Below are 12,637 nucleotides of genomic sequence, written 5' to 3'. Positions count from 1 at the left end.
CCATTGACCCGGACGCGCCCATTGACCCGGACGCGCCCATTGACCCGGACGCGCCCGTCGATCCGGACGCGCCCGCCGACCCGGACGCGCCCGCCGACCCGGACGCGCTGCCGGAAGGGTTCGTCGCCGCCTCGGCGGTGCGCGCCCGGAACGCGGCTGTTTCCGGGGAGACACTGCTCGACGAGAGCTTTTCCCCCGACGGCCTGGCCGGGGAGTGGTCGTTCGCCGGCAACGCGGCGGTGGGGCCGGAGGGAGGCCTCCTGCTGACCGGCGCGACGGGCGTAAACGTTCAGGCGCAGCTGTTCCGCACCCTGGACGCCGACCGCTACACGGTGGAATTCAGGGCCCGGGTGGAGCAATACACCTCCGGCAGCGCCAACCTTTCCTTCAAGCTGGCCCTGGGGGGAAGGCGGCTGATGTTCAAGATCAACGAGGATCAGCTCCGGTACTGCACGCCGGAGGGGACGTGGGCCGGTTCCTCCGCTTTTGCGGCGGGCACCGACTGGCATACCTACCGGTTCAAGGTGGACCGGACAGGGGAGACCCCCTCGGCGAAGCTCTATGTGGACGACCGCCAGATAACGGAGATCGCCTTCCAGGAGGACGGCAATGAGCCCGTCCTCGAATTCTGGGTGAACGGGACGGCGGACAGCCCGTCGGTCGCGGGCGTGGAGTACCTGCGGGTGACGGGCGGCGGCGCGCCGCCGGAATCCGGGGAGCTCTTCAAATATGTGGACGAGCATTTCGCCGACTTCGGAAAGGAGTACGCGTGGTCTTCAAGCGGCACGGTCGAGGTCACCGACGGGCCGGCGCTCCGGCTGGCCAGCACGAACCAGCCGAACTCGATCATCGGCCTCGAGACCGCGGTCCCGCAGAAGCATGTGCTGGAATTCAAGGCGCGCGTGGGGCGGTTCGGCACGGGCGAAGTGACTTCGAACAAGAGCACCCTCGCCAGCAAAATCGCGATCGACGACACCTACCGCCTCATGTTCAGCATCGAGGAGACGGAACTGCGCTTCTGCGGCGGCGGGAGCACCTGGGGCGGCCATTATTCCTTTGAGGCGGGGAACGACTGGCATGTCTACCGCTTTGAGGTCGAGAAGAGCGACAACCCCACCGCCAAGCTCTACATCGACGACGACTACAAGTGCGACATCACACTGCAGAAGGACAAGAACGGCGACCTGATCCAGTTTTGGAGCCAGGGCACGCCCGGACAGCCGACCGAGGCGTTCCTCGAATATGTGACCCTCGCCTACGAGGTGCCGGCGGACTCGGTGCCGATCTGGAGCAAGCGGGAGAAACTGCGGGTAACCGAGGTGCTTGACGACCGGATTTCCGTCGAGTGGGACGCCCCGCGGATGGCGGTCGACGGCTACCGCCTTTACGCCGACGGGAAGCTGGCGGGGGAGGTGGACGGCGCGGCGGCCTCCTATACCTTTACCGGCCTCGAGGAGAGCACCTCCTACCTCTTCAAGGTGGAGGCGGGCAATGCGAACGGCTACAGCTCCGACGGTCCGTCGGTGACGGCCTCCACCCCCTTCGAACCGGCCTCCAACAAGCTCGGGGAGAGCGTCGTCTGGCAGGCGGGCACCGAGGGGTACGGCCACTTCCGCATCCCCGGCATCGTGACCACCGCCGCCGGGACGCTGCTCGCCTACACCGAGGCGCGCAAGAACGCGGGCGACTGGGCGCCGATGGACGTACTGATGAAGCGCAGCACCGACGGCGGCAACACCTGGAGCGAATCGCAGATGCTCGCCGCGGGTTCCCAGGCGGGCAAGACGGTGAATAACCCCGTCATGATCGCGTCGCGGGACGGCACGGTGCATCTGCTCTACTGCGTCATGTACGGCGTGGAGTCGTCCAACGGAGGCGTCTTCTACCGCCGCAGTGACGACGACGGGGTGAGCTGGAGCGAGCCGGAGGAGATCTCCGACATGACGAGCCCGGAGATCCGCAACGTCATCGCCACCGGCCCCGGCCACGGCATCGAGCTGCGCGACGGCACGCTGCTCGTGCCCGTCTGGCTGGTGCTCAAGGAGTCGGGCGAGGCGGACATGTCCCACCATCCGGCGGTGGTGACCACCCTTTACAGCACCGACGCCGGCGGAAGCTGGCAGCTCGGCGAGCTGGTCCATCCCACCGGGGAGATGTCCGACCCCAACGAGACGACGGCGGTCGAGCTGAGCGACGGCAGCGTCATGCTCAACATGCGCAACGTCTCTCCCGCCAAACGGCGGTCGATCACCGTAAGCCCCAACGGCTACGACGGCTGGAGCGAGCCCCGCTTCGACGACGCGCTGCCCGACCCCACCTGCTTTGGCAGCCTCGTGCGCTACGACAGCGGCACCATCCTCTTTGTCAACGCCGAGAGCACGAGCTCCCGCTCCAACATCACCGTCAAGGCGAGCTATGACGACGGCAGGACCTGGTCTGCCAAGCGGACCATCCTCGCAAAGGACGGCGGGTATTCCGACATCACGGTGGACGAGGACGGCACGGTCTGCGTGCTGGCGGAGAACTCCCCGGGCGGAAATTTCACCCTGAAGCTGCTGCGCTTTTCCCTCGACTGGCTCGAGGCGGACAACAAGGCCAGCCTCAAGGCGGTCTCCTTTGAGCCGCAGGCGGAGATCGAGCCGGCGTTCAGTCCGCTTGTCAACGACTATCAGGTGCGTGTGGCGGAGGGGACGGCGACGCTCGACATCCGGTTCGTCCCCTTTGACGGGACGGCGGAAATCGCCGTCAACGGGGAGGTCCTTCCGGGGGACAGCTTCCGCGCGGAGCTTACCGGCCTGCGCACGCCGGTCTCCGTTGAAGTCCGCGCGGGCGGCAGGACCGTCGGGTACACCTTCACCGTTCTCCGGGACGGGAAGGTCCCGGAGGACGCCCTGATCCTCCACTACGACATGGAGCGGCTTTCGGGCGGCATGGTCCCCGACCTCTCGGGCCTGGGCAACAGCGCCGCCGCGCGCAACGTCTCCATCACCGCGGACGGGCGGTACGGCAGCGGGCTCGCCTGCGGCGGCAGCGGGAGCTTCCTCGACGTCAACGAGCCGCTGGGCGGGGACTTCGGGGAGGGCGAATTCACCGCCTCCCTCTGGGTCAAGCCGAGCGACCTCACCGACCAGAAGCTGCTCTTCTGGTACGGCGGATATACGGCGGGTGCGAAACAGTGGTGGGTGCGCCTCAATAGCGGCACCCTCCAGTTCAACATCGGGAACGGCGCCGAGGAGTCCACGCTGAACGCGGCGGAAAAGATCAGGGCCGGCCGCTGGACCCATCTCGCGATCGTCAACCGCGCGCAGGCGCAGGAGATCTACATCGATGGGAAGCTCTCCGCCTCCAAGCCGAAGGACCGGCAGTACGACGTCAACGGGGAGAACATCCTGCGCATCGGCATGAGCAAAAATAACGGCAGCGCAACGCGGGAGTTTAAGGGCGCGATGGACGAGGTGCGCCTCTATAACTACGCCCTGTCCGCCGGGGAGATTCTGGCGCTCAAGGGTGCGCGCAGCGCCGATGAGGCCGCCTCGCGCGGGAGCTTTACCGACTCGGCGGGGACGACGCTGCCCTACCGGCTCATCCTGCCCGAGGATTACAGCGCGGACAGGACCTACCCGCTCGTCCTCTTCCTGCACGGGGCGGGCGCGCGCGGAACCGACAACGAAAAGCAGCTTGCCGAGGCGGGCGTCTTCCAGAAGATCCTCGACAGGCAGGATGTGGACTACGACTGCATCATGGTCGCCCCGCAGATCGGTACGGACAGCCAGTGGGTGAACGCCCCGTGGGCGGACGGCTCCTACGACCTGTCGGAGACCCCGGAGAGCGCCTCGATGCAGGCGGTTGAGGAGCTGCTCGAAAAACTCTGCGGCGACTACCGCGTCGACAGGGACCGGCTCTACCTGGTCGGGATTTCGATGGGCGGCTACGGCGTGTGGGACATGGCGATGCGCAGCCCGGACCTCTTCGCCGCGGCGGTCCCCATCTGCGGCGCGGGCGACCCGGAGGAGGCGGCGCTCCTGAAAAACCTGCCCGTCTGGGCGTTCCACGGCGACGCGGACCCGACCGTGCCGGTTGCCGGTTCCCGCGAAATGACGGAGGCCCTGCGGGCGGCGGGCGGAGAGGCGCGCTACACCGAATATCCCGGCGTGGGCCACAGCTGCTGGTTCAACGCCTATAACGAGCCGGAGCTGCCGGGCTGGCTCTTCGCACAGAAGAGATCCGCCGATACGCCGCCGACTCCCGGCGGAAAGCCGGGACGCGGCGGGTCGGGCGGCGGCGGTTCCCCCCGCGGCGAGGCGGACGCCTACTGGAGCAGGCTTGCGGACGCCATCCGCCGTGCGAAGGACGGCGACGTCGTCAAAGCGAACCCGGGCAAATTCGACGAAATGCCCCGCTCGGTGCTGGACGCGCTGCGCGGACGCGACGTGACGCTGGTCGTCAGCGGAAACTTCGCCGGCGGCCCCATCGTGATCTACGGCGGCGACGTTCTGCCCCGCGAGAAGGGGAGGGTCTTCTACCCGCTAAGCGATCTCGCGGAGCTCTATGCGGAAACGGGCGGCGAAAGCCTGCCGGAAGCGTCCGCGCAAGGCCGTGTGAATCCCGTCACGGGCGGTACGGTCCACGTGGTCGACGCGCCCGCCGCGGCGCCCGAAACGGCGGCGCCCGACGCGGCGGTCAAGGCGGCGGTTCCGCAGGCGCGGCCCGCGCCGGATGCCGCCGCCCCTGCGGCGGCCCCTGCGGCGCCCGCGCTGGCGCTCCTGCTGGCGGCCTGCGCGGCCGCCGCGGTCGCCGGACTGGCATGGAAACGGAAACAGCCCTGAAAAAACACACCCCCGGGGCGGCGACAGCCGCCCCGGGCAAAAAGGATGCGACATGATGAAAAAGGAATACGCGGGCCTGCACGCGGCGCTGGTGACCCCCTACACGGAGACCGGGGAGGTGAATTACCGGGAACTCAAAAAGCTGGTGCGCCGCCTGATCGCGGAAGGAATCGACGGATTTTACGTGGGCGGCAGCACGGCGGAGACCTTCCTGCTGACCGAATCGGAGCGCAAGGGGATCCTCGAGGCGGTGCTCGAGGAGAACAACGGCGAAAAACTGGTCGTTTCCCACGTGGGCGCGATCTCCACCCGGCAGGCGGTCGACTTTGCGCAGCACGCCGAGGCCGCGGGCGCCGACGCCGTCTCCGCGATCAGCCCCTTCTACTATAAGTTCACCCAGCGGGAGATCGAGGACTACTACCTCGAGATCATGGCGGGGAGCGGACTGCCGATGTTCGTCTACAACTTCCCGAACCTCTCGGGGTTCGCGCTGACCGAACCCTTCCTCGAACGGCTCAAATCCAGCTCCCGGCTGGCCGGGATCAAATTCACCAGCTCGGACATGTTCCAGCTCGAACGGATCAAGGCCCGCAATCCCGGCCTCACCGTGTGGAACGGCTTTGACGAGATGCTCCTGTCCGGGCTCGCCGCGGGGGCGGACGGAGGCGTGGGCAGCACCTACAACTGCCTGCTCCCGCTTGTGCGCGGGGTATACGACCGGTTCCGCGCGGGCGACCCCGCGCGGGCGCTCGCCTTCCAGCGCAGGGCGAACGAGGCGATCGAAGTCATCTGCCGCCACGGGGTGTTCGCATCGATCAAAAAGCTGCTCGAATATTCTGGCATCGAATCCCACGGATGCAGGCGCCCGTTTTCCCCGCTCTCCCCCGAAGGGGAGGCGGAGCTGCGCCGCGTTTACGAGACCCACCTCGCCCGCTGAGGCGGACGGGGACGCAAAAAGGGCCCGCAGGCTTTGCCTGCGGGCCCTTTTTCATAATGCTGTTCAGCTGTACTGCGGCTTCTTGGGGTCGGGGTTGACGGTCATCTCGAGGGTATCGGGAGTGGCCTCGCCCGGACGGACCAGGCGGGCGCAGATGAGGAACTTGGTGGCCTCGTCGATCGCCTTGTTGGTGTAGCCGGTCGGATATGTACAGGTGGAGAGGATTAGGATCTTGTCGGAGGGGGTCACGTCGACGTCGATGTCGAACTGGGAGCGGTCCTTGAGCTCCGCGATCAGCTCGTTGAAGTTCTGGTCCTTATACTCGGGCAGGTTGTAGGAGAGCTTGGTGTCCACATAGGAGACCGCGAAGACCTTCCAGGTCATGTCGTCCTCGGCGGTGGAGAAGTAGATGTAGGGGTGCTTTTTCGCCCACTCGATGTCGAGGTATTTTTTCAGCTGGGTGAACTTATCCTGCTCCGGGTCGTCCCTGATCGTGTCGGACATGCTGTGCCCGTAGATGATCGTGTTCTGGGAGAGCTCGTTGCGGTTGCCGATCTTGTTCTCATAATCCGCCCAGTAGCAGCCGTAGAAGCTGTAGTTCTTGTTGATGTCCTTACGCTCGTAATAGAGGTTGTCGGACGCCTGGGGCGGGGTGGAGACGTACTGAAGCACCTCGTTGTCGATCAGGGTGTCGGGGACGCGGATCCAGCCGACGACGTCGTTGTTGACGTTGTAGGCCTTGTTGAGTTTTTCAAGCAGTTCGCCCTCGGGAGCCACGGGTTCCGCGACGGGGGTGAGGTCGACATCCTCCAAGGGGTTGATGAACGCCGGGATTTTCGGCTGAGAGGAGACGTCGGAGGAGGAGGGACCCTCGTCCTCGCCCGGCTTTGCGCGCTCGCCGCAGGCCGCCATCGTGAGCAGCATGGCAATCGCCAGGAACAGCGCGATCAAACGGTTGGAAAGGTGTAAGCGTTTCATATACAGACTCCTTTATCGTAGACTCATTTATCGTGACGCCCCGCGGGGGGCATTGCCAGCGTTTTATTCTGTCCTGGTGCGGTTGCTGACCGTACCGGCCGAGGCGTCGACCTCCACGACGGAGGAGGATTTGAGGATCGCGGTCGCGTTCTCCGCGAAGACGATGACGGGGATATCGAGCGCCATGCCGACGATCGCGGCGTGGGAATTGAGGCCCCCCCGCTCGGTCACGATGCCGGACGCCTTCTTGAGGATGGGCAGCAGCGCGTTGGAGGTCTGGGGGATGACGAGGATGTCGCCGTCGTTAAAGTTCTTGAGCGCCTCCTCCTCGGTCCTGGCGACGCACAGCCTGCCGAAGGCCGACCGTTTGTTGACTCCCTGCCCGGTGACGAGGATGTCGCCGACCACATGGACCTTGAGCAGGTTGGTGGTGCCGTTGACCCCCAGCGGGACCCCCGCGGTGATGACCACGATGTCGCCGTCGTGCACATAACCGGCGGCCTTCGACTTCGCGACGGCGTGGGTAAAGAGGTCGTCGGTGTTCTCCTTCACGTCGCAGAGCAGGGGCGTGACCCCCCACGAGAGGGCGAGCTGCCAGTAGGTGGCCTTCTCATGGGTGCAGGCGATGACCGGGATGTCGGGGCGGTACTTGGAGAGCATCCGCGCCGTCGTGCCCGACCAGGTGACGGTGATGATCGCGGCCGCGCCCAAATCGTAGGCGGTGGTGCAGGTGGCGTGGGAGATCGCGTTGGTGATATCGGGGAGCCGCTCGTTCGAGCGGGAGTAGAAGCGTTTGCGGTAGTCGATGTCCCGTTCGGCGCGCTCGGCGATCTGCGCCATCGTGCGCACCGCCTCGACGGGGTAGTCGCCCGCGGCCGTCTCGCCCGAAAGCATCACCGCGCTCGTCCCGTCGTAGATCGCGTTGGCCACGTCGGCGGCCTCGGCGCGGGTGGGGCGGGGGCTGTGGATCATGCTTTCGAGCATCTGGGTGGCGGTGATGACCATCTTGCCGGTGTTGTAGCATTTTTTGATCAGCAGCTTCTGGAAGACGGGCACGTCCTCAAGGGGGACCTCCACGCCCATATCGCCGCGCGCGACCATGATGCCGTCCGAGACGCGCAGGATCTCGTCGATGTTTTTGACCCCTTCCGCGTTCTCGATCTTTGCGATGATGCGGATGGTCTGGTTGCCCTGCCGCTCGAGCAGCTGGCGGATCTCCAGAATGTCGTCCGCCCGGCTGACGAAGGAGGCGGCGATGAAGTCGAAGCCGGTCTCCGCGCCGAAGAGGATGTCCGAACGGTCGCGCTCGCTGATGTAGGGCATCGAGAGGCGCACGCCGGGGACGTTGACCCCCTTGTGGTCGGAGATGACGCCGCCGTTGACGATTTCGGTGTCGATGGCGCCGTCGTGGGTTCCGGTGACGCGCAATTCGATGGCGCCGTCGTTGAGCAGGATGGTGTCCCCCCTGCCCACGTCCTCGGCGAGGCCGTGGAAGGTGATCGAGGCGCGCGTCTCGTCCCCCTCGCACTCGTCGGCGGTCAGCGTGAAATGGCTGCCCGCGTGCAGTTCGGCCTTCCCGCCCTTGAAGACGCCGAGACGGATCTCCGGGCCCTTGGTGTCGAGCAGGGTGGCGACGGGCAGGCGCAGCTCTTCGCGCAGGCGGCTGACCCGCTCGAAGGTGGCCTTGTGGCTCTCGTGGGAGCCGTGGGAAAAGTTGAAGCGCGCGACGTCCATGCCGGCGCAGATCAGGCTGTGAATCCGTTCTTCACTGTCGGACGCGGGGCCGAGGGTGCAGACGATCTTGGTTTTCCTCAAAAGCAATCCACCTCGTGATTTAGTGTGAAAAGACAGGGGCCCGAAAAAGCGCTCACGCGGGCTTCCGGCCGGGAAAACCGGCGCGGCGGGCCCGCCGTCAGGAAGCAATTTCAGATCATATCTCCCTAAAGTATACCATCATTTTTACGGGTGTCAAATGGATTGGGAAAAATTCATAAAACCTTTAAAAACGCCCTCTTTCGGAAAAAGCCGCAATTTCCCCTTGCATTTTCCGGGCGGGTGTGGTAAGCTGTAACTGTACTAATTGTTTTAATACAGACAATACGATTAATCGACCGAAAGGGGTGGAACCGTGCTGTCGCTTGATTTGCAGAGCCGCCAGCCGATCTATGAACAGCTGGTCCGGGGGCTCTCCGAACTGGTATCGCTGGGGGCGCTCGCGCCCGACGAGCAGCTGCCGAGCGTGCGCAGCCTCGCGAGGGACCTGGGCGTCAACCCGAACACCGTGCAGAAGGCCTATCAGGAGCTTGAACGCAGCGGCGTCATCTACTCCGTCGCGGGCAAGGGCAGCTTCGTTTCGCCCGGACCGGCCGCGGCGCGGATGCTGCGCGGGCAGCGGCTGGAAAAGCTCCGGGAGGCCGCCGCGGAGGGCCGGCGTGCGGGAATCCCGCGCGAGGAGGCGCTCGGGGCGGTCAAAGCGGTATATGAGGAGGGAACGAACCATGATTAAAGCGCAGTCGCTCGTGAAGTGCTTCGGGGATTTCACGGCGCTTTCCTCGCTCGACACCGAGATCCACGCAGGCTCGATCTACGGGCTCGTGGGGTCCAACGGGTCGGGCAAATCGACCTTCCTGCGGCTGGCGTCGGGGGTCTACATGCCCGACGGCGGGCAGGTCACGGTCGCCGGGGAGCCGGTTTACGAGAACATCGCGGTCAAGGAACGGATCTTTTTCGTCGCGGACGACCTGTACTTCCTGCCGCAGAGCACCCTCGAAGAGATGGCCACATTCTATAAACAAATTTATAGACGGTTTTCGGACACAAAATACAAAAAACTTTGCACAATTTTCCCCCTGGACCCCCGCCAGAAACTCGGCACTTTTTCCAAGGGGATGAAACGGCAGGCGGCGCTGCTGCTCGCCCTCTCCTGCGAACCCGACCTGCTGCTGCTCGACGAGGCGTTCGACGGGCTCGATCCGGTGATGCGCGGCGCGGTGAAGAAGCTCCTGTCGGACGACATCGCGTCGCGGGAGATGACCGTCGTGATCACGAGCCATAACCTGCGGGAGCTTGAGGACCTGTGCGACCACGTGGGGCTTCTGCACCAGGGGAAAATCCTCTTCGAGCGGGAGCTTGACGAGCTCAAGCTCGGCTTCTGCAAGGTGCACGCAGCCTTCCCGCAGGGGATGGACGACGCGGCGCTTGCGGGGCTCAACATCATGCAGGCGGTCCGCACGGGCAGCCTCGTGACCCTCGTCGTGCGGGGAAATTCCGCCGAGGCGTCGGACTATCTGCTGCGGCAGGGCGCCGTCTTTGCGGAAGGGGTCCCGCTCACCCTCGAGGAGGTATTCATTCATGAAATGGAGGCGGTCGGATATGACTACAACAACATCCTCTTCTAAGCCCGGCCGGTTCCGCGAGCTCTACCGGGACATCCTGCACCGCAACCGGGGCTACCTCTGGCTCTATTCCGCGCTTGTGGCGGTCTGCTACCCGCTGCTCTTCGCGCTCGAGGCGTTCAAGCGGGTGGACCCGGCCGAGGCCGCCCGCATCCAGGCGTACGCGCCCGAAACGCTCGCCCAAAACCCGATGTATTTCTACAGCTTCGAGGGCCTCGGCTGCAACTTCGCGGGCGTGTCGATCGTCTTTTTCCTGATGATCGCGCTGCTCGCGCCCATGATTCTCGCCCTCGTGCTCAACAGCTACATGCACTCCAAAAAGGCGTCCGACGTCTACCACGCGATTCCCGTCTCCCGCGGGACGCTCCTGACGGCAAACGCCGCCGTGGGCATGACGATCGTCGGGCTTCCGCTGGCCGCCTCCAACCTCTTCATCATGGCGGTGCAGATCGCAAAATTCGGCTTTCTGCCCGACGTGACCGCCTACCTCTGGCTCGACGCGCTCGGCTGGATGATCTGCGGCTTTGCGATCTACGCGGTCACCACCTTTGTCTCGGTCTGCGTCGGCACCGTCTTCGACACCTTCGTGCTGTCGGGGACCCTGCTGCTCGCCGCCCCCGTCCTTTCGGCGCTGGGGCTCACCGTCACAGAGCTCTTTCTCTTCGGCTGGAGCGCGGGGGTGGACGCGCTCACCTTCGTAACCAGGCTCTCCCCCGTGACGCTGATGATCGAACGGTTCGCCATCGCGGACGGGACGCTCGGCGCCTCCTCCCCGATCAGGCTGTTCGGGCCGGGCCACCTGCCGGGCGCGAACCTCGCGCTGCTCGTCTGGCTGGCGCTCGGACTGCTCATCTTCCTGGCCGCCGTGCGCGTCTACCGCCGCCGCAGGACCGAGGTCGCGGAGACCACCTCCTCGCGCGGCGTCCTGCAGGCGCTGGTCAAGCTGGCGGGCACCGCCGTCTGCGGCGTGACCGCCGGGCTGATCGCCTGCTCCGGCAGCCACGGGCGGACCGATTTCCTGCTCTGGACGGCGCTCATCGGCGCGCTCGCCTACGCGGTGGCCGAGGTCGTCCTCAACCGCGGCTTCAAGACGCTCGTGCGCAGCCTGCCGCTGGGCGCGGCGACGGTCGCCGGCGTCGTGCTCGTCTCCCTCATCCCGATGACCGGCGCGTTCGGCTATGAAAGCCGCGTGCCCGCGCCGGAGGAGGTCGCTGCGGTGGAGATCGGCTACACCGGCCGCTACGCCGCGGACATCAGCATCTGCCGTGTGGAGCCCGGCCTCCCCGATAACGGGGACAAAGCCGGCCGGGCCGTCGGCTACACGAACGAGGTGCTGCTCTCGTCGCCGGAGGATCTGTCGGCGGTGGAGGCGTTCCACCGGGACGTGATCGCCAAGCGGTACCGCCCCTACGAGGGGATCACCCTCGAGCCGGGCGAGGAATACATGCACCTGGGCAGCACGATCACCTACACCCTCAAGAACGGCCGCACCCTCACCCGCCGGTACGAGGGCGCGGGCACCAGCTCGATCCGGCTGCTCGCGCCGCTGGAGACGAGCCCTGACCTGCTCGCGCAGACCCACCCGGCGTTCTTCGACCGGGGTCAGGACGTCAAAAAATGGCGGATCTCCGACCCCTTCGGGGCCTGGACGGTGGAAAAGGCGTGGCCGGCCGCCGATTCGCAGGCGCTTCTGGACGCGATGCGGACCGACCTGCTCGCACAAACCGCCGAGGACCTGCTGCACCCGTCGGACGCGCCCGTCGCGTGGGTGACGTTCGAGGCGGACCTCCCGCCCGAGGGCGCGCCGCGCGCCTCCACGAGCGGCAGCTTCCTCGTGACGGAGAGCTCCTTGCATACCCGCGCATTCCTCGCGGAGAAGGGAGTGCTCGACGAGATCGCACCTGACTTGGACGCCTGCTACGCGGTGGGGGTCTCCGGCTCGGGCGTGCGGTATCTCACCACGTCGGACAGCGCGGTGCTCCAGGTGATCCCGGGACGCGGGGAGTTCACCGCCAACGACTACGATTACCTGAAGGAGAACGTCGAAGCCTCCCGGCGGTATTACGCCGAGAACCCAGACGTGCTCGCGGCGGACTTCTCGCCGGGGGAGGATGTGGGGCTCGACGAGTGGGGGAACGCCGTCGTGCAGGCCCAGATGGCGGGCGCGAGCGAAGTCCTCTTCGAGGACCCGGCGGATATCGCCGTGCTGGCCGCGGCCGCCGTGCCGAGCTGGGACACAACCGAGCCGGTCGTCTGCGCGAACTTCTGGTTCAGGGGCGCGACGGGCGGAACGCCGGTCCTCCTGCCCCTCTCCCGCCTTCCTGAGGACCTCCGCCAGCAGATCGCATATCCCTATGGGGTCCCCGGAGAATAAACCGTCTCCTCCTGCAAATAGAAGCGGGCCGCCGGGTAAATGCGGCCCGCTTATGCATAAGCCGGGAAAGGGCGACAGGGTGGGGGGGGGGCGGCGCGGGGAGGGGCGCACGATCCGCGGACACAGC

7 protein-coding genes are annotated in these 12,637 nt (G+C 65.9%); 5 read left to right on the top strand and 2 right to left on the bottom strand.

The genetic code is table 11. The annotated features are described in order from the left end of the window. Both RCI06_RS13065 and RCI06_RS13060 read left to right on the top strand, forming a co-directional pair. A partial coding sequence (locus RCI06_RS13065; protein WP_306576322.1) for an exo-alpha-sialidase occupies positions 1-4,826 on the top strand: 4,826 nt, incomplete at its 5' end. A gap of 55 nt (positions 4,827-4,881) precedes the next feature. Continuing rightward, on the top strand, positions 4,882-5,763 hold the full coding sequence (locus RCI06_RS13060) for an N-acetylneuraminate lyase (RefSeq protein ID WP_306576321.1): 882 nt from the start codon (positions 4,882-4,884) through the stop codon (positions 5,761-5,763). Positions 5,764-5,826: 63 nt separating this feature from the next. Here RCI06_RS13060 and RCI06_RS13055 read toward each other — a convergent pair whose 3' ends face one another. Then, positions 5,827-6,741, bottom strand: a complete 915-nt coding sequence (locus RCI06_RS13055) for a class B sortase (protein WP_306576320.1) — start codon at positions 6,739-6,741, stop codon at positions 5,827-5,829. Between the two features lie 63 nt (positions 6,742-6,804). Continuing rightward, the gene (gene pyk / locus RCI06_RS13050) at positions 6,805-8,556 is read right to left on the bottom strand and encodes a pyruvate kinase (RefSeq protein ID WP_306576319.1); all 1,752 of its coding nucleotides are present in this window, start codon (positions 8,554-8,556) and stop codon (positions 6,805-6,807) included. A gap of 313 nt (positions 8,557-8,869) precedes the next feature. Here pyk and RCI06_RS13045 point away from each other — a divergent pair, with 313 nt between their 5' ends. From RCI06_RS13045 to RCI06_RS13035, 3 genes are read left to right on the top strand one after another with little or no spacing between them, the layout of a single operon-like run. After that, entirely contained in the window at positions 8,870-9,247 is a 378-nt protein-coding gene (locus tag RCI06_RS13045; protein WP_276873514.1) for a GntR family transcriptional regulator, read from the top strand. Continuing rightward, the gene (locus tag RCI06_RS13040) at positions 9,240-10,139 is read left to right on the top strand and encodes an ABC transporter ATP-binding protein (RefSeq protein WP_101552521.1); all 900 of its coding nucleotides are present in this window, start codon (positions 9,240-9,242) and stop codon (positions 10,137-10,139) included. Before RCI06_RS13045 ends, RCI06_RS13040 begins: the two co-directional genes overlap by 8 nt. Beyond that, complete coding sequence (locus RCI06_RS13035) at positions 10,114-12,510, top strand: hypothetical protein (protein ID WP_306576318.1); 2,397 nt, start codon at positions 10,114-10,116, stop codon at positions 12,508-12,510. The genes RCI06_RS13040 and RCI06_RS13035 overlap by 26 nt, the downstream gene beginning before the upstream one ends. The last annotated feature ends 127 nt before the right edge of the window (positions 12,511-12,637 follow it).

The organism is Anaerotruncus massiliensis (ex Togo et al. 2026) (assembly GCF_030825285.1).
Taxonomy (GTDB): Bacteria; Bacillota; Clostridia; order Oscillospirales; family Ruminococcaceae; genus Anaerotruncus; species Anaerotruncus massiliensis.
The sequence above is the reverse complement of the archived record's forward strand: the minus strand, read 5'-3'. Positions and strand labels throughout refer to the sequence as shown.